Consider the following 19,210-nt stretch of genomic DNA (forward strand, 5'->3'; position numbering starts at 1 on the left):
TTCCCATCCCGAACAGAGTAGTTAAGCCCGCCTGCGCAGATGGTACTGCAGTTATGTGGGAGAGTATGTCGTCGCCTTTCTTTAAAAACCCCTATCCTTATCGGATAGGGGTTTTTTGTTTTAAATTAATTATGTATTTATGCGGGAGCTCTCCTGAAAGTTTTTGGTATTAATCGATACTGTACTAAAAAAGGGATCATAACGAAAACCTGTGGGGAAGTAAAAATTAGGCATATATATTTGTTAGCCTAAAAAGGAAGAACTCGATGTTTCTTACTCCTCTAAATTGAGACCTAAAAGCTTTTATCTTTGCGTTAAAAGATTCTGCAGACGCATTTGTACTTCTGTTATCAAAGTAGTTTAGTATTGTTTGATAATGATTCTGTATCGTTCTAGATATTGTATTAAAGGATTTAAATTCTGCTTGATTTACTTTTTCATGCCATTTAGCTAATCTGGTTAGTGCGTATATTTTATCAGTTGTGTTTTCAAAAACATTTCGTAAATCTTGAGCTAATCCGTACGCTTTTTCAATATCGGGGTATAATTCGAATAGCAATTTGGCTCTTTCCGTTTGTTTTTCTGACCATTTTGATTTGTTTTTATACAAGATGTATCGACTTCGGGCTAGTAATTGCTTAATGGTATCTCCATTTGATAAAATTGTAGGTTCGAATTTTTTCTTGTTTTTCTTAGCTTTTTCTATAGCCTCGTTTTCGTGGTCTATTGCTTGCCAACGGTATTTTATTCTTATTTCTTGTAAAGCCTCTGTAGCTAGTTTTTGTACATGAAATCTATCAGTAACTCGTGTTGCATTTGGGAAGCATTTCTTGGCGATTAGACCCATATTTCCTGCCATATCTAAAGTGATTTCAGTGACTAAATTTCGTCGCTTAATTGGGATTTTTTCAATGATTGAAATTACTGTTTCAGCTTTAGTGCCAGCAATCATAGCTACTATAGCTCCTTTTCTTCCTTTTGCAGTTTTGTTTGTCAAAATAGTATAGAGTTCACCATTGGATAGTGAAGTTTCGTCTATAGACAAACGTTTGCCAATATTTTGGGCAAATAGAAGCCATTGTTTAGCATGTGGTTTTTGATCCCAAATTTTAAAATTACTTAAAAAATCCTTGTATTGATGTTGTAGATTTTTTCCTTTAACTCCATAAAAAGAGGCTATGGCATTACAGTCATTAGCCTTGGAATCTATTGATCTCTTTTAAAAAAGACGCAAACTCTTGTGTTACTCGAGTTCCGTCTGCTACTAAATTCCAATCTCTAAATACAACTTTACTAGTGTCTTCATTAAGCCATCTTCTGCGTGTGATATGAAGATAAACCTGATGTCCTCGAATGGGAAAATCTTGAACTGTTATTTCATCAAAGAATCCCTTGGAACTTAGTTTCTCATTACGATATTCTTTAGGGGGGGAATTAATCTCTTTTAAGTATAAATGCAAAACTTCATCTGCTTTCTTGTATGAGGTTAACTCAAAATAGTCAACAATAATTTCGGGTAGTAATAATTTGAGAAGTTCGGTAAAAGAATCTTGCATTTGTATCTTATTTTTAAAAACACAAATATCCCTTTTTTAATATTTCCCCACAACTTTTAGACTTGATCCGGAAGTATCCTATATTTCTAACACCTCTAAATTTTGATCTGAAGGCTTTTATTTTGGCATTGAATGATTCTGCAGAGGCATTGGTACTTCTGTTGTCAAAATAATTTAATATTGTCTGATAATGATTTGTAATTGTACGAGAGATTGTTCCGAAAGATTTGAATCCGGATTGATCTACTTTTTCATGCCACTTAGCTAGTTTTGCAAATCCAATTATTTTATCAGTTTTTTTTTTCAAAGATGGTACGCAAGTCTTGTGTTAAATCATATGCTTTTAGAATGTCGGGATATAATTCAAATAATAAACTGGAACGTTGCGTTTGGTTTTGAGTCCATCTTGATTTGTTTTTATATAAGAAATAACGACTTCTAGCGAGTAATTGCTTAAGTGTATCTCCATTTGAGAGTATTTGAGATTCGAAATTTGATTTGCTTTTTTTTGCTTTTTCAATAGCATTATTTTCTTGATCAATAGCTTCCCAACGATATTTAATCCTGATTTCCTGTAAAGCCTCTGTAGCTAGTTTTTGAACATGAAATCGATCTGTAACACGAGTTGCATTAGGAAAGCATTTTTTGGCAATCAAATTCATATTTCCCGCCATGTCTAAAGTTATTTCCTCAACTAGATTTCGTTGTTTAAGAGCAATTTTTTCTATAACTGCAATAACTGTATCGGCTTTAGTTCCTGCAATCATAGCTACAATAGTTCCTTTTCTTCCTTTTCCAGATTTGTTAGTTACAATAGTATAGAGTTCGCCATTTGAAAGGGAGGTTTCATCTATTGACAGGTTCTTTCCAATGTTTTGCGGAAAAACAAGCCATTTTTCTGCATGTTTTATTTGATCCCAAACTTTAAAATCACTTAAAAAGTCTTTGTATTGACACTGGAGGTTTCTACCAGTAACTCCATAGAAAGAAGCAATAGTATTACAATCATTTGGGCTAGAATCTATTGATCTCTTTTAAAAAAGATGCAAACTCCTGTGTTACACGAGTTCCGTCTGCTACTAAATTCCAATCTCTAAAAACTACCATCCCTATGTCTTCGTTAAGCCATCTTCTACAAGTGATATGAAGATATACTTTATAACCACGGATAGGGAAATCCTGGACTGTTATTTCATCAAAAAATCCTTTTGAACTTAATTTGTTTTGACGATATTCTTTAGGTAGTGAATTAATCTCTTTTAGATAAAGATGGAGAGCTTCTTTCCTTTTTATAAGAAGTAAGTTCAAAATAGTTTATTATTATCTCAGGTAGTAATAATTTTAGGATCTCATTAAAAGATTCTTGCATTGGGATAAGATTTTAAAATACAAATATCCTTATTTAAATATTTCCCCACAACAATATGTATTGATCCGATTTTACTCTATTTTATTAAATGTTCTTTATGAATAAGATCAAGAGGATAGAAAGTTAATTTTTTCACTGTATAAAAAGGGACTAACAATTGAACAAGTTAATGATATCTACGACGAAATTTACGGCAAAGAATATAGTAAGCAGTAGATGAGTTATTTAATGAAGGATAGTCGAGAAATGTCTCGATATAGCTTCAACACAAATTAGAATCTCATTATTTGTACTTTACATCGATGTTATTTTCGTTAATACTCGCGGAGATAAATCTGTTAGCAAAGAAGAATATTATACGATTCTAGGTATTAAAGCAGATGGATTAAAGGAAATTTTGAGTATTGTAAACACCCAACTGAAGGAGCATTATTGTGGGAACATGAATTAGAGGAGTTTCCAGCGTAGGTTTAGTGGTTTATGATGGGACTAAGTTCTATTGAAAATACTAAAGCAAAAGAATTTCCAAAAGTAAAGCATCAATTGTGCTTAATACATATAAAACGCAATATATTGGAGATTTTTCCCAGAATAAAACGATTAGAAATAGCAGAAGAACTATTGCAAGTTTTTGCTATTGACAGTAAAGCTGTAACACCTGTTGAAGGATTTGAAAATTTATGTAAATTAGTAGAGAAGCACAAAAAGAGTTATACTAGTTTGAAGTCATTTTTAAACCAGCGGAATACCGCTTATTTTACGTGTTAAACTACCCGATTTCAATACAAACAATGGTATATTCTACTAACATGGATTGAATGATTAAATCGTGATTACAAACGTGTTTTAAAAATGAGGGGAGCGATGCCAAGTCCTGAATCAGTCCTGTTTTTAATGGTTACAGATGCTATGGGAAAAGAAAATAAATCATATAAATTCCCTGTATTTGCCTTTAGTGAAGTTGCCGAATTAAAAGAATAATGAAACAGTAAAAATAACTTTTATACACTTTTTAGTACATTACCAAAACATGTTGCGGCAGTCGTTTGCTTTAGTATTTATTAATTTCTTTTAAAAAAGCCGTAAGCTCATGATAAATAATGCTTCCTTGTGCTACAATACCCCAATAGTACTGTATAATTTCTTGAGATTCTTTGTCAGACGAACGTCTCTTCTTTATGTGAAGATATAGAAAGGAGAGTCCTGAATTATAATTTCATCTAGAAAGCCTTTAATGATAAGTCGTCTATTATGTTTTTTTGAATGTGTACTTTTTTCTTCAAAATACAAATGCATTTTCTCTTGCTTGATTTTGGTATTTACCAAATCAAAATGTTCTATTAATAATTATGAAGATGAGTTTTAAGAATTTTAGTTGATTTTAAAAAACTTGTTGTTTGGTAGCTAAATTATGAAATCTTAAATTTCTCTCCAGGTTTTGTTTTGAGTCATTAAATTTGCTGTAGAAATATTGTGTTTGTATAATTTGGAAACACAAAAAACTAGATTTTAATATTTACTTATAATTTTAGTGATGATCATTTTTTCTATAATAGGTCAAAACTTATGGCTTGAGAATATAGTAACTATAATTTTTTTTTTCTCTTTTTTGAAATTTTTTAGATATAGCTCTCCTTTAAATAAGCTAATTTTATTTATAGAGCGTTTTCCTAATTTTTTCGTTTAAATCAACCTGTTTTTAAGACTGTTTAATATTTGCATGTTTAAAATTATTCAATGAATTTTTATACTCACGTTAATGTTTCTTTCAATCGATATCAATTAATCCAGAATTTTAAGGTATAAGAATTGAAAGACTTAATAATGAACTATCTCTTTAAAAAGGAGGTAAACTTTTAGTGAAAAAAGTTTTTTTATAACCAAATTCGAATTTTTTCAAATAGGTCACGAATATATTTATCTGACCAATCTCGTCTTTTGACATACAAGAATACTCAATTACTACTTAAGATGAAGTCTTGGGTTTTAAGTTCATTAATAAAACCATTAGCTATTACAATTCGATCTCTAGTTTTAATTGGTAAGATATTACGTTTCTCAAAATTAAGGTACGTTTTCTCATTCTTTTTAACTGTTCTAACTAAATAAAAAGATATTACAAATCGGAGAGTATTAATTTTATTAGATCTGATTAGTTATCCATAGGAGTATTATTTTATGCAAAATTCAAAACTTTTTTTTAATTCACGAATGCTATTTAATCTTTATCCTTTATATTGGATAATCTAGATAAGTAATTAATCAATGTTTTTAGTCGTTTGAAATGATTTCAAACCTAGGAACACTTTTATATTTCTTTACACAATTAAAGAAATTTTCAAATACATTAACATGTGATAGATCTTTAGTGTTAATTTCAAAACTTGTATTATTTGGATCGCTATTTATAATTTTTATTCTAGAGAAAACTGCCAGAATATTACGTTTGATTTTAAAATTATATGATTTTTTACTTTTTATAAAGTTATTAACTCGTTGTCAGTTTAGTTGAATAGTAGGTTTTTGGTTACCTTTGTTTGTTTTAAATGTATTTAAACGATTTTATTTGTTTTTAAACGATAAAAAAACATATATTTGAATAATGAAAATATATTATCTAATCGTTTTTAAATTTTCGCCCTGAATCTTTTTAAACTCAATCTACTATTATTATGAAAACAAAATTACTTAGTATCTCATTATTTTTAACAGTAATATTTACAATGAATTCATGTTCATCAGATTCTTCGGAAAGTAAAAACGATTCAGATAGCGCAAAAACTTCCAAAGAAGTAGAAGTTTATAATTACTCTATTTCAGAATTAGATGCAATGAATTTGATTAATGAATATAGAGTAAGTGTAGGTTTAAATAGTTTAAAAAAGATAAATCATATTTCTTTTAAATCAGAAGAGCATGATCATTATATGATCATTAACAAAGTTGTTAATCATGATGATTTTGTTGCTCGTTCACAAAATATAATAGAAGTATTACATGCTAAAAAGGTAGGTGAGAACATTGCTTATAATTATAATAGCCCTCAAAGTGCTTTAACCGCTTGGTTGAATAGTCCAGCACATAAAGAAAATATTGAAGGTGATTTTACCCATTTTGGAATTGCTATTAAAGAAGACCCAGCTACTGGAAAAAAATATTACACGAACATATTTGCAAAAATATAGTTGCTTTATTGTTTAGTTTAATTATACTATGAGCAACTTTTTTAAGAAAGTTAAAACTTACTTTATTATTATTTAAGTGTAGTTAATCGGTTTTTTTTTTATTTCATTGTTATTTATGCTATGTTTGCTTCAAAAATAGTAGCCCCAAAATCTACGACCTATTTAATTTGCTTTTTATGAAAAAAAACATAGTTTTTATTGTTGCATTTTCTTTAACTCTTTCTTTCTTTATTTCTTGCACTTCTGATAATAATTTAAATAATGAAACTACTGTTACGAAATTAGAAGATTCATCTGAATATGAAACAGCTTATACTTATACTTCTTATGAAGTAGAAGTTATTGATCTAATAAATAATTATAGAATTAATATAGGTTTAAAACCTTTAAAGTTATCCAATTTTATTTCTAATAAATGTGCTGAACATGATCAGTATATGATTGAAAATAATGTGCTAAATCATGATAATTTTGATATACGTTCACAGAGTATTATGACGACTTTGTCTGCTAAAAAAATTGGAGAAAATGTTGCTTATAATTTTGATAGCGCTAAGTCAGTTTTAGACGCTTGGTTATCAAGTCCAGATCATAAAAAGAATATTGAAGGGGATTATACTCATTTTGGTTTTTCAATTCAAACAGACCCTAAAACAGGTAAGATATATTACACTAATATTTTTGCTAAAATTTAATAAATTAAAGTGAAGTGATTATAAATTCACTTCTTCTATTGAGTTGATGCTCTTCTTCACTGCATTCTACACCGTCTGAACATTTATTTATTAATTGATTTTCTCCATAACCATTACCAATAATTCGATTAGAATTAATTCCTCTTTCGAGTAGCCAATTAATAGTTGATTTTGCTCTTCTATCTGATAATTTTTCGTTGTAAGAGCTACTTCCTCTACTATCAGTATGTGATCTAATGTCTAATTTCATTGTTGGTATTTGATTCAATACATCTAATATTTTCTCAAGATCTATAGCTGCTTCAAGTTGGATATTTGATTTGTCAAATTCAAAATAAATCATTTTAATTCCAAAACATTTACCTAAATCACCTCCTACTGCAACTTTACAAATTTCTTTATCTAAATCAAAATCTAGTAATGTGGTACCTGTTATTTCTTCAACATCAATTTTTTTCTCTTCAGTGATATACTCTTCTTTTTCGGCTCTTACTCTATAAGTTTTCCCACACTCTATTTCAAAAGCATATCTCCCTTTCTCATCAGCATATGTTGTACCTATATTTTTGAATTCATTTTCATATAATGTAAGTTTACAATTAGCTATAAGTTCTTTAGTTTTTAAATCTGTAATAGTCCCAGCTAAACTTTGTTTGCATTTTTTAAAATTATCTTTAAATTGATATATATCATCTGATCCCATTCCTCCATCTTTATTTGATGAGAAAAAACCTTTTTTCAACTTTTTATTTATTATAAAAGCAAAATCATCTTTTGAGGAATTAATATCACTACCTATATTTTCTACTGGTCCAAAGCTTCCATCTTTATTAATTTTAGATTCAAATATATCAAGACCACCTAAACCAGGGTATCCATCTGACGAAAAATATAATTCACCATCAGTTAAAAATGGAAATGTTTCTTTACCAGAAGTATTTATAGAATTACCTAGGTTTATTGGAGTACTCAAAGTCCCATCTGGATTAATTGAGGATTTAAATATATCTGATTGACCAAGAGTTCCAGGCATGTCAGAGACAAAATACAATGTCATTTCGTCAGGACTTAATATTGGGTGGGCTAGATTATATAAATCACTATCAATATTTAAAGCAGTTATATTTGACCATTTCCCTTTTTCATAAGTGGCTTTGTAGATTTTTAGTAAAGTAGTATTATTTTCATTTTTACCCTTTTTTCCATTTAGATAATTATTTCGAGTAAAATACATTGTTTTACCGTCCTTTGTGAAAGTAGGTGTAGATTCATGAAAACGTGATCTAACAGTGGCGTCAAATTTAGTAGGGTTTGCAGTTGTCAAAGAATCATCAACATTCGCCTGATATAAATTGGTAAAATATTGGTCTGTCCAAGAATGTTTTCTTTGTTGTAGTCCTCCAGTATCTCTAGCGGTAGTGTATACGATTTTGTCAAGAAAAAAGCGTGTACCATAATCAGAATATTGAGAGTTTAAATTTGTAGCATTTTGAACTTCATAACGTCCCTTTCTAGCTTGTATTTTGCTGATATATTTTTCGTTATTTAAAAAATATTTTCCTCTACGATCATTATGATTGAGTTTGTTAAATTCAATCATAACTTCATTTGCTTTATCATTATTATTAATGCTTCGTAATGATTGGGCATATCGATAGTAGTTTTCTGTTTTGACTTGAACAGTGTCGATGGTAAATAATTCACCATACCACTTTGCAGCTTCATCAAATTTTGAATTAAAATAATATGCGTTTGCTAGTTTTTCAAACATATCAGCTGACTTGTAACCTTTGTTTGCTACTTTTTCATAGGTTTTTATAGCATCTATATAAGCGTAGTTTTCGTAGTTTTTATCAGCTTTGGCTATTTTGTTTTTTTGCGAATATAAATTGCATGAAAAAACAGTTATTAATGCTATACAAAAGAATATTTTTTTGCTCATAATGATATAATTTATATAAAACGTATAATTTTGTTCAGTTTTTTTGTCAATTAATTGATTTTGGGCATTATTTTTTTTGCGTTTTCTTCTTGACCAATAGCATTCAAAGCATTAGAATATCTATAATATAATTCAATATCAAGATGGTCATTCATTGCAAAAAGTTCTTTATACCATTTTGCAGCTTCTTCAAATTTTGATTTAAAATAATAGGCATTTGCAAGTTTTTCAAATAGCTCAGCAGATCTATAACCTTTATTAGCTATTTTTTCATATGTTTTTATGGCATCTACATAAGCATAATTTTCCTTGCTTTTTTCAATGTTGATCGTTTTATTTTTTTGAGAGTATAAACTACATGAAATAAAACTGAATAATATAATACAGGAGAATAGGCTTTTTTTCATCAGATTTCTGTTTTATATAAAATTGATAATTCTAAATTATTTAGTTTTTTGCTATCAATTGATTGAATTTTTTCATTAAGTTCTTCGCATTCTCTTCTTGACCAACTGCTTTTAATGCGTTAGAATATCTGTAGTATAATTCAATATCTAAATCTTCATTCATTGCAAATAGCTCTTTGTACCATCTAGCAGCCTTATCCATTTCATTATTGAAATAAAAATTATCACCTAATTTTTTAAAGAGACTGACTGATTTATATCCCTTTTCGGCTACTTTTTCATAGGTCTTTATAACATTGATATATGCATAATAATTTTTCTTTTTAGGGGCAGAACTATCTTCAATTTTATTGTCTTTAGCTGTACTTACTTCAATAGAAGAATATATCATCTCATTTAATTTCTTTTCATCTTCTTCTTTAGATAGTTTTATATTCTTATTATCAATAACAATACTGGTTGAATTATTATTAATTATACGTTTTTTTGGTTCATCTTTTATAATTGTTAAAACTGGATTGCTCTTCTTAAAAAGTGTGGCTTTTTGCTCTTTAACTATTGTATTTTCTTTTATTATAGAAGGTTTATTAGGCTTGTTTAATGCAATTGCTGTATTTCTTGGGTCAATGTGTTTTAGAGCAGGTTTTTTGGATTTAATAATGTATTCAGCTTTAGTTCCGTCAGTATATTGTATGTAGACTACACGTTTATTATCTGGACCTAAATCATTGTTACTAATTAAACGTATATCAGATACATTATAGGTAGTCACACTTCCTCCAAACCTCATGTTTATTTGTTCTTTAACGTGGTAATGTTTTATTTTTTTATCTTTAGAAATAGGATCAGACAGTTCTTTATCATTATTATTTAATTCAGCGTTTGATTGTGCGGTAATTTCATGTGAAAACAGAATAAACACGATTAGCGTTAAAATAGTTGTTGTTTTCATAATAATCATATTTAAAAGAATCTTGGGGTATTTATTCTTTTGTTGTTTTTAAATAGTTCAAATCTTAAAAAGATTTCGTGTGAACCTGAGTTATAGTTTTCAAGTTTTGTAGTTTCTAAATCATATCCATAACCTATATAGAGTCCATTTGATACCTGAAAGCCTGCCATTGCACTAACTGATGCACTCCACCTATAAGCTAATCCTAATGTAAACTTATCATTATACATGAAATTTGTTGATAGGTCTATTTGCAGTGGAGCTCCTTCAACTACTTTTGTAAGTATGGCAGGTTTGAATTTTAAATTATAATTAAGATCAAATACATAACCTGCAATTAAGTAATAGTTTATTTTTTCTTTATAGATAGCTATCTCATTATCATCATATCGATTTGTTTCAATGAAATTTGGTACAGATAAGCCTAGATAAGCTTTACTCGAATGCCAATATAATCCAGCTCCTATATTTGGTGTAAACTTATTGCTGTAATTTTGTAGGTTTGGATCACTATCCACTGGGTTTAAACGAGAAACATCTAAATCAAATAAATTTCCTGTTGCTTTTAAACCAAATGATAGTTTCCACGTTTCAGAGGTAGGTATTGTATATGCTAAGTCGGCTGATATTGTGTTTTCATGTGTTGGACCAATTTTATCGTTTACAATTGATACACCTAGACCTAGCCTGCTACTGTTTAAAGGCGTGTTTAAGGATACCGCGTTAGTAGTAGGTGCGCCATCAAGGCCTACCCACTGTGTTCTATGAAGTGCAAAGATACTTAATACCCCTCTAGATCCAGCATATGCAGGATTAATATTTACAGTATTATACATATATTGCGTATATTGAGCATCTTGTTGTGCAAAGCCTGCAATTGATGTCAGCATCATAAGTAAAGAAAGTATTTTTGTTCTCATAATGTACTTTATTTATAAGTATCAATCAGCTTGTAGTGATTGATACTTAGCTTAAAATTAAATTTGGTATTTGTTTTAATTACTTAAGTATAAATACCCGTCTTTTCTATTTAATATTTTTTGGCCTTTGTCACCAAGCGATGTGTAGTTTAATATGTAAAAATAAGTTCCTGACGGTAAACGAGAAGATTGTTTAATTGTCGTTCTTCCTCTTGAAATTCCGTCAAAAGCATTTGTTTTATTATTGTAATTTGTAGTTTCAAAAACTAAAATTCCCCAACGATTGTATATTTCTACCTGATTCTCTGGATAGCACAATATATCATCAATATTATCAATGGTAAATAATTCATTTATTCCATCACCGTTCGGTGTAAAAGCATTATGAACAATTATCGACCCACATCCTAATACTATTGCGGCTTCAACTGTTTCATCATCTGATGCACTTATAGGCGTTTCATTTGGTGTAAGTCCATTTGCGTATGCAATATTAATAACGAATTTATCATCAATATCATTTTGATTTACATTATATGTTTGATTAAATTCTTCCGTAGCGCCTGGTAATAAAAATGGAATAGTTGTATCTAAACCGGTTAGTGGATCAGTTACTTTTATATCATGAAGTGTTACGCTTCCTGAGTTTGTAACCTGAATAAGATAGCTTATGGTATCTCCTACAGCATTATAATTCTCAGTAGAAGACGTTTTAATTACGGTTAAATTTGAATTTTCGGTTAACTCAACAACAGTAGGTGTATCGTTGTCAATAGTAGTTCCCGAAGTATCTGTTACATCCTTATTTTTAGGGTCTTTGGCAGTAGCCAAAGCGGTATTAATAACTTGTCCCGCATCAATATCTTCTTGAGTTAAAATGTAGCTGGCGGTAAAGTTCGTTTCATTAACATCACCAGGAGCTAGGGCTGCAATTGCAACGCCATCGACAGTTACTTTAGGATCTGTAACTACAATTTGTGTAAGGGTTACATTTCCAGTATTGGTCACTGAAAAAGTGTAGTTAATTGTTTCGCCAACTTGCGCAAAACCATCGTTATTTTCATCTGCGAAAACACCTTTTTTCACTAAAGCAACTTTCGGATTTTGCTTATCGTCGATCACTACAACAGTAGGTGTATCGTTGTCAATAGTAGTTCCCGAAGTATCTGTTACATCCTTATTTTTAGGGTCTTTGGCAGTAGCAAAAGCGGTATTAGTAACTTGTCCTACATCAATATCCTCTTGAGTTAAAATGTAGCTGGCGGTAAAGTTCGTTTCATTAACATCACCAGGAGCTAGGGTTGCAATTGCAGCACCGTCGACAGTTACTTTAGGATCCGTAACTACAATTTGTGTAAGGGTTACATTTCCAGTATTGGTCACTGAAAAAGTGTAGTTAATTGTTTCGCCAACTTGCGCAAAACCATCATTATTTTCATCTGCGAAAACACCTTTTTTCACTAAAGCAACTTTCGGATTTTGCTTATCGTCGATCACTACAACAGTAGGTGTATCGTTGTCAATAGTAGTTCCCGAAGTATCTGTTACATCCTTATTTTTAGGGTCTTTGGCAGTAGCCAAAGCGGTATTAGTAACTTGTCCTACATCAATATCCTCTTGAGTTAAAATGTAGCTGGCGGTAAAGTTCGTTTCATTAACATCACCAGGAGCTAGGGTTGCAATTGCAGCACCGTTGACAGTTACTTTAGGGTCTGTAACCATAATTTGTGTAAGGGTTACATTTCCAGTATTGGTCACTGAAAAAGTGTAGTTAATTGTTTCGCCAACTTGCGCAAAACCATCATTATTTTCATCTGCGAAAACACCTTTTTTCACTAAAGCAACTTTCGGATTTTGCTTATCGTCGATCACTACAACAGTAGGTGTATCGTTGTCAATAGTAGTTCCCGAAGTATCTGTTACATCCTTATTTTTAGGGTCTTTGGCAGTAGCCAAAGCGGTATTAGTAACTTGTCCTGCATCAATATCCTCTTGAGTTAAAATGTAGCTGGCGGTAAAGTTCGTTTCATTAACATCACCAGGAGCTAGGGTTGCAATTGCAGCACCATCGACAGTTACTTTAGGATCCGTAACTACAATTTGTGTAAGGGTTACATTTCCAGTATTGGTCACTGAAAAAGTGTAGTTAATTGTTTCGCCAACTTGCGCAAAACCATCATTATTTTCATCTGCGAAAACACCTTTTTTCACTAAAGCAACTTTCGGATTTTGCTTATCGTCGATCACTACAACAGTAGGTGTATCGTTGTCAATAGTAGTTCCCGAAGTATCTATTACATCCTTATTTTTAGGGTCTTTGGCAGTAGCCAAAGCGGTATTAGTAACTTGTCCTGCATCAATATCCTCTTGAGTTAAAATGTAGCTGGCGGTAAAGTTCGTTTCATTAACATCACCAGGAGCTAGGGTTGCAATTGCAGCACCATCGACAGTTACTTTAGGATCCGTAACTACAATTTGTGTAAGGGTTACATTTCCAGTATTGGTCACTGAAAAAGTGTAGTTAATTGTTTCGCCAACTTGCGCAAAACCATCATTATTTTCGTCTGCGAAAACACCTTTTTTCACTAAAGCAACTTTCGGATTTTGCTTGTTTGAAAGGTTGACTATGTTTTCGTCATCATCAGTTACATCTTTATTATCAGTGTCTTTCCCTTTTGTAAAAGCGGTATTGGTAACTTGTCCTGCATTAATATCTTCTTGCGTTAATTCGTAAACAGCGGTAAAATTATTTTTGTTTGTATCGCCAGGTGCTAAAGATGTAATAGCATTACCAATTACAGTTACTTTTGGGTCGGTTATAGTGATTTGACTCAAAATAACATTTCCAATATTGGTAATTGTAAAAGTATATTTAATTGTTTCGCCAACTTGTGCAAAACCATCATTATTTGTATCGTTGAAAGTACCTTCTTTAATGATATCTATTCCAGATTGTGTTATTTCATAAGAATAGTTTATTGTACATTCTTGTTGGTCTGTGATTGTGACATTATAGTTTCCTGTTGCTAAATCAGCTATGTCTTGTGTTGTAGCGCCATTAGACCATAAATAAGTATAAGGAGCTGTTCCTCCAGTAGGGTTAATATTTAGAATTCCATGACTACATGTGATGCAATTGTTATTATTGGTTATTTCGACAGTTGCGCTTAATTTTGCCGTAGGTTGATTAATCATTACAGAACAATTAGTTTTATATCCCAACTCATCAGTAACAATAACTTTATGTAACCCAGAACTCAAAGCTATTGCTGTGGCAGTAAATTCGCCATTATCCCATAAATAAGAATAGTTTTTATTACCTCCAGATGCTGTTACCGTTGCAATTCCGTTGTTTTCTCCAAAACATTTTACAGGAGAGTCTTCAATAACATTACATGAAAAAACATTTGGTTCAGATATAGTAATTTCACAAGACGTTTGACATCCTTTAGAATCAGTTACTGTTACTTTATGGAGACCGCCGTTAAGAGCAGTTGCTGTTGCAGTTATTTCGCCATTATCCCATAAATAGGTATAATCTCCATTTCCACCAGTAGGATTTATTGTTGCTTGTCCATCACTTAATCCGTTTGAGGAAACTGCTTTTTTAGGAGTAATCGAACAACTTATAGCGACACTAGGCTGTGTTAGCGTAATTGTTTTAGAAGTTGTACAGTTTTTTGCATCAGTAACAGTTACTTCGTAAACACCGCTTGCTAGGTTGTTTAAATCTTCAGTTGTAGCAGTGATTGCGGTTCCATCTTTTTTCCAAGAATAAGTGTAGGATGCCGTTCCACCAGTAGTTGTTAGTTTGATTGCTCCAGTGTTGTCATTGTAGCAATTTACATTAGTTTGAGAGTCTAAAGAGAGTGCTAAAGCGGCATTAGGCTGCGTTAGTGTAATTGTTTTAGAAGTTGTACAGTTTTTTGCATCAGTAACAGTTACTTCGTAAACACCGCTTGCTAGGTTACTTAAATCTTCAGTTGTAGCAGTGATTGCCGTTCCATCTTTTTTCCAAGAGTAAGTGTAAGATGCCGTTCCACCAGTAGTTGTTAGTTTTATTGCTCCAGTGTTATCATTGTAGCAATTTACATTAGTTTGAGAATCGAAAGCGAGTGCTAAAGCCGCATTAGGTTGTGTTAATGTAATTGTTTTAGAAGTTGTACAGTTTTTTGCATCAGTAACAGTTACTTCGTAAACACCGCTTGCTAGGCTGCTTAAATCTTCAGTTGTAGCAGTTATTGCCGTTCCGTCTTTTTTCCAAGAATAAGTATAAGATGCCGTTCCGCCAGTAGTTGTTAATTTTATTGCTCCAGTGTTATCATTGTAGCAATTTACATTAGTTTGAGAGTCTAAAGAGAGTGCTAAAGCGGCATTAGGCTGCGTTAGTGTAATTGTTTTAGAAGTTGTACAGTTTTTTGCGTCAGTAACAGTTACTTCGTAAACACCGCTTGCTAGGTTGCTTAAATCTTCAGTTGTAGCAGCGATTGCCGTTCCGTCTTTTTTCCAAGAATAAGTATAAGATGCCGTTCCACCAGTAGTTGTTAGTTTGATTGCTCCAGTGTTGTCATTATAGCAATTAACATTAGTTTGAGAATCTAAAGAGAGTGCTAAAGCAGCATTAGGCTGCGTTAGTGTAATTGTTTTAGAAGTTGTACAGTTTTTTGCGTCAGTAACAGTTACTTCGTAAACACCGCTTGCTAGGTTGCTTAAATCTTCAGTTGTAGCAGCGATTGCCGTTCCATCTTTTTTCCAAGAATAAGTGTAGGATGCCGTTCCGCCAGTAGTTGTTAGTTTGATTGCTCCAGTGTTATCATTATAACAATTTACATTAGTTTGAGAATCTAAAGAGAGTGCTAAAGCGGCATTAGGCTGCGTTAGTGTAATTGTTTTAGAAGTTGTACAGTTTTTTGCATCAGTAACAGTTACTTCATAAACACCGCTTGCTAGGTTGTTTAAATCTTCAGTTGTAGCGGCCATTGCCGTTCCATCTTTTTTCCAAGAATAAGTATAAGATGCCGTTCCACCAGTAGTTGTTAATTTGATTGCTCCAGTGTTGTCATTATAGCAATTAACATTAGTTTGAGAATCTAAAGAGAGTGCTAAAGCGGCATTAGGCTGCGTTAGTGTAATTGTTTTAGAAGTTGTACAGTTTTTTGCATCAGTAACAGTTACTTCGTAAACACCGCTTGCTAGGTTGTTTAAATCTTCAGTTGTAGCAGCGATTGCCGTTCCATCTTTTTTCCATGAATAAGTGTAGGATGCCGTTCCACCAGTAGTTGTTAGTTTTATTGCTCCAGTGTTGTCATTATAACAATTTACATTAGTTTGAGAATCTAAAGAGACTGCTAAAGCGGCATTAGGCTGAGTGATAGTTTCGGTAAACTCTCCTGTTTTACATTTGTCTTTATCAAAAACGATTACTTTATAGGTTCCTTTTGGAATATTAAGTAGATTTTGAGTTGTGGCGTAAACAGTGGAGCTGCCATCTTTTTTCCATTCGAATGAATAAGGGGCAGTTCCGCCAGAAGCTGTTATTTTAATATTTCCAGAACTTTCTCCAAAACATTTTACATTTTCTTTTGAAGCTAAATCAATTTGCAAACAAGGGAAATTATAGGTTCCGTTTTCAATAGTTTTAGTGTCTGGATTACATGATGAATTTACATAATTTAATATTGATTCGCTGATTTTAGCACTCCCACAAATAGCAGTTTTAGGAGTTAAAGTATATTTAAGTGTAATAGTCTCCACGTTAAGGAATTTATTTTCCCATGTTATGGTTTGCCCTGAAAAGGATTGAGTACCGTTATTAGTTGTTACTACATTGATAGTATAATTGCTAGGAATTATTTCTTTCTCAGAAAGATTTTGTGCTACCCATGATAGTTTGGCTGCAATATCGTTGTAAATAGTAGTAAGGTTTGCTGCATTTTGAGTTATAATAGCAGGACTTCCTTGGATACCATCTAAAGTGTATTTTGCTATATATTGTTGACTTCCAGGTGTGTTTATGTTACCATTTATTCCTCCAAATAAACCTACAGAGAATATTTGATTGTTGTATAGAACTCCAGATTTAGTAGTAGTTTTAGCTTTATTAGCGGCAATTATACTTTTTTGGACACATTCGCCATTAATTCCTGACGTGCAATTTGATCCACTAGATCCAAATCTATTTACAACACCATCAGTCAGTAAAACTATGTTTCGAGAAGTATTGCAATCAAATCGTCCGTTTTGTTCTAATTCTATTTCGGCTTTAGTGATTCCGTCCTCGATGTTTGTAGATCCGTTAGCGTTTAGGGAATTTATTTTTAATTTTAATGCTGCTATACCAGCTGGATTTAAAGTTGTTAGACCAATTTCTAGTTTTGCTGTGTTAGCGTAAGAAACAACTGAGATTCGGTTGTTGGGATTTTGAGAAGCACTATTTATAAAAGAGTTAGCAGCAGTTTTAGCATAATCAATAGAGGTTTTTATATCCCCAGAAATGCCATATCCCATACTCCCAGATACATCAATTACTAATATTATATCAGAATCTTTGTTAGTTGGGTTAGCACCAGTAATATCTAGTTGAACATCTATAGCATTACAAGAGCTGGCGCTTTGAGTAACGGTTCTTTTTGTTGTTATAGTTTGCCCATGAAAAATTGTAGATACAAACAATAATACTATTGTTATCCCTATTTTATTTATGTCTTGCAAGTAATTGCTAAAAAAGAGTAAAGTTTTTTTCATCAGATAATTATTATAAATGTGATAAAATAGATGTTGGTTTTGTTGTTGTTAATCTTTTGATGGATCAATAATGTAGGTATGCAGAATAGTTTCTGTTTTGTAGTTAGTACAATTCCCCGATTGGACGAAAAGAGAGGTACAAGCCCATTTTTCTTTTTTTGTAGCGGGATTTAGAGTGACATGAGCATAAAAATTGATCGACTCACCTGGATTAACACTAATAGTGTTGATGGGATTTTTATTAACATCAATAAAGTCTAAATTTATTAATACATTTTCGGCAGTAGTGGAGCCATCAGGATTTTGGCATGTTGCATTTATATCTTTTGAGGCAAGTGTATATGTATCAACAGCAACGCCATTATTTTTTATAAAAAGTGAATAATAGGTTCCTGAAGGAGGTGTGCTCCTAATATTTCCATCATTCTCTACCTTTAGAGTTGCATTACAAACATTAGATTGTCCGTAAGAAAGAGCGCTTGCTAATATTAGAAATAGCATGACTATATTAAAAGTTATGTTATTTATATTAGGTAAATAAAATTTGTTAGGTTGAGTAGAATTTGATTCCATATTATTCTAGTTTAATTTTAGTAATAGCTTTAGTAAAATATATTGTTATCCAATAAAAATTAGTTTGGGTTACTATTTTTATTGTATAGTTAAAGTCAATATTTTTTAAAGTGTAGGGTATCCTATTTATGCTAAAAATCTTTTAGAATAAATACTAAACTTTATGTAGGTTCAATATTTTTATTTTAGCATCTAGTCAAGATGCCAAATTTTCAGGAAAATAATTATTCTTTTTTTTGGGGTTAAAAAGAATACTCTTTGTAGGTAAATTATTCCTGTACCTCTCTGTTTTACAGAGTGGTATCATTATTTCTTTTATAAATGTAATTGTAAAGTTTATTAATGATTAATTTTTTCTATAATTAACCAATATAAACGTTAAAGAGCAGTTTTTAAGCGTGTTTGAGCAAGTAAATTAGTGATTTTATTGTATAATGGCGTATTGACTATTTTATTTTTGTGTGAAATAGGAGGGGAGCACTACTGTTGAATTATAGCCCCGATTGTAGTGTAAATCCTTTTACTTTATTCTTTAAAAAGTAAAAGATTGCAACGGAAAGCGGGAATACACTTGATAATAAACGAGAAGTTGTGCTACAATAAAATTTAAGTAGTAGTTAGGGGAACTACTTTATTATTTAAAGCGTTAACTTTTTAGATCCGAATGTTTGTTATCAACCCGATAATAGCCAATGAAAATTATTGTAAAAGGAAGTCAATATACCAACTAAATACAAAAATTAAATATAGCCAATAATATGGAGAAAGGGTTAGTAGATTATTAAGATTGATGCCTTCAGTAACTTTAGTGTGTTGAGCCATTATTGTAATTATGTTTGCTATGACTGCGTTACTAAAGGCTTATGG

General features: G+C 31.4%; 16 protein-coding genes and 1 rRNA gene (1 of these 17 cut by a window edge). 6 read left to right on the top strand and 11 right to left on the bottom strand.

The genetic code is table 11. The features are described 5' to 3' along the window. A 5S ribosomal RNA gene (rrf, locus tag ACVEGE_RS11770) occupies window positions 1-80 on the top strand (it extends 30 nt beyond the left edge of the window). A gap of 146 nt (window positions 81-226) precedes the next feature. Here rrf and ACVEGE_RS11775 read toward each other — a convergent pair. The 5 genes from ACVEGE_RS11775 to ACVEGE_RS11795 are packed head-to-tail and all read right to left on the bottom strand — an operon-like array spanning window position 227 to window position 2,864. Continuing rightward, window positions 227-1,210: an ISAon1 family transposase gene (locus tag ACVEGE_RS11775; protein ID WP_192501650.1), complete on the bottom strand. Its 984-nt coding sequence runs from the start codon at window positions 1,208-1,210 to the stop codon at window positions 227-229. After that, on the bottom strand, window positions 1,194-1,556 hold the full coding sequence (locus ACVEGE_RS11780) for an ISAon1 family transposase N-terminal region protein (RefSeq protein ID WP_458008540.1): 363 nt from the start codon (window positions 1,554-1,556) through the stop codon (window positions 1,194-1,196). The genes ACVEGE_RS11775 and ACVEGE_RS11780 overlap by 17 nt, the downstream gene beginning before the upstream one ends. Before the next feature lie 13 nt (window positions 1,557-1,569). Beyond that, a complete protein-coding gene (locus ACVEGE_RS11785) occupies window positions 1,570-1,863 on the bottom strand; it encodes a transposase (RefSeq protein ID WP_458008541.1) in 294 nt (97 codons plus the stop codon). After that, complete coding sequence (locus ACVEGE_RS11790) at window positions 1,847-2,581, bottom strand: ISAon1 family transposase (RefSeq protein ID WP_458008651.1); 735 nt, start codon at window positions 2,579-2,581, stop codon at window positions 1,847-1,849. Before ACVEGE_RS11790 ends, ACVEGE_RS11785 begins: the two co-directional genes overlap by 17 nt. After that, the gene (locus ACVEGE_RS11795) at window positions 2,571-2,864 is read right to left on the bottom strand and encodes an ISAon1 family transposase N-terminal region protein (protein WP_225738034.1); all 294 of its coding nucleotides are present in this window, start codon (window positions 2,862-2,864) and stop codon (window positions 2,571-2,573) included. The genes ACVEGE_RS11790 and ACVEGE_RS11795 overlap by 11 nt, the downstream gene beginning before the upstream one ends. A 359-nt stretch (window positions 2,865-3,223) precedes the next feature. Between ACVEGE_RS11795 and ACVEGE_RS11800 the strand changes: the two genes are divergently transcribed. The 5 genes from ACVEGE_RS11800 (at window position 3,224) to ACVEGE_RS11820 (ending at window position 6,805) form a co-directional block, all read left to right on the top strand. After that, on the top strand, window positions 3,224-3,376 hold the full coding sequence (locus ACVEGE_RS11800; protein ID WP_458008652.1) for a hypothetical protein: 153 nt from the start codon (window positions 3,224-3,226) through the stop codon (window positions 3,374-3,376). Between the two features lie 32 nt (window positions 3,377-3,408). Continuing rightward, window positions 3,409-3,693 carry a transposase gene (locus ACVEGE_RS11805; RefSeq protein WP_225738037.1) on the top strand — a complete coding sequence of 95 codons (285 nt, stop codon included), beginning with the start codon at window positions 3,409-3,411 and terminating at the stop codon, window positions 3,691-3,693. Between the two features lie 84 nt (window positions 3,694-3,777). After that, entirely contained in the window at window positions 3,778-3,906 is a 129-nt protein-coding gene (locus tag ACVEGE_RS11810; RefSeq protein WP_255505322.1) for a hypothetical protein, read from the top strand. A 1,691-nt stretch (window positions 3,907-5,597) separates the two neighbouring features. Next, window positions 5,598-6,110 carry a CAP domain-containing protein gene (locus ACVEGE_RS11815; RefSeq protein WP_192499794.1) on the top strand — a complete coding sequence of 171 codons (513 nt, stop codon included), beginning with the start codon at window positions 5,598-5,600 and terminating at the stop codon, window positions 6,108-6,110. Window positions 6,111-6,286: 176 nt separating this feature from the next. Beyond that, the gene (locus ACVEGE_RS11820) at window positions 6,287-6,805 is read left to right on the top strand and encodes a CAP domain-containing protein (RefSeq protein WP_192499795.1); all 519 of its coding nucleotides are present in this window, start codon (window positions 6,287-6,289) and stop codon (window positions 6,803-6,805) included. A gap of 4 nt (window positions 6,806-6,809) precedes the next feature. Here the strand turns inward: ACVEGE_RS11820 and ACVEGE_RS11825 are convergent, their stop codons facing one another. The 6 genes from ACVEGE_RS11825 to ACVEGE_RS11850 form a co-directional block, all read right to left on the bottom strand. Beyond that, complete coding sequence (locus ACVEGE_RS11825; protein WP_192499796.1) at window positions 6,810-8,747, bottom strand: OmpA family protein; 1,938 nt, start codon at window positions 8,745-8,747, stop codon at window positions 6,810-6,812. A gap of 50 nt (window positions 8,748-8,797) precedes the next feature. Beyond that, on the bottom strand, window positions 8,798-9,154 hold the full coding sequence (locus ACVEGE_RS11830) for a tetratricopeptide repeat protein (RefSeq protein WP_225738036.1): 357 nt from the start codon (window positions 9,152-9,154) through the stop codon (window positions 8,798-8,800). A gap of 40 nt (window positions 9,155-9,194) precedes the next feature. Next, the gene (locus tag ACVEGE_RS11835) at window positions 9,195-10,106 is read right to left on the bottom strand and encodes a tetratricopeptide repeat protein (protein ID WP_192499797.1); all 912 of its coding nucleotides are present in this window, start codon (window positions 10,104-10,106) and stop codon (window positions 9,195-9,197) included. An 11-nt stretch (window positions 10,107-10,117) separates the two neighbouring features. After that, entirely contained in the window at window positions 10,118-11,026 is a 909-nt protein-coding gene (locus tag ACVEGE_RS11840) for a PorP/SprF family type IX secretion system membrane protein (protein ID WP_173857373.1), read from the bottom strand. A 75-nt stretch (window positions 11,027-11,101) separates the two neighbouring features. Further along, window positions 11,102-17,770, bottom strand: coding sequence for a DUF7507 domain-containing protein (locus ACVEGE_RS11845; protein ID WP_458008542.1), 6,669 nt, complete (start codon window positions 17,768-17,770; stop codon window positions 11,102-11,104). A gap of 48 nt (window positions 17,771-17,818) precedes the next feature. Beyond that, on the bottom strand, window positions 17,819-18,271 hold the full coding sequence (locus tag ACVEGE_RS11850; RefSeq protein ID WP_173854720.1) for a hypothetical protein: 453 nt from the start codon (window positions 18,269-18,271) through the stop codon (window positions 17,819-17,821). Window positions 18,272-19,210: the final 939 nt, after the last annotated feature.

Source organism: Flavobacterium sp. PL002 (genome assembly GCF_054165825.1).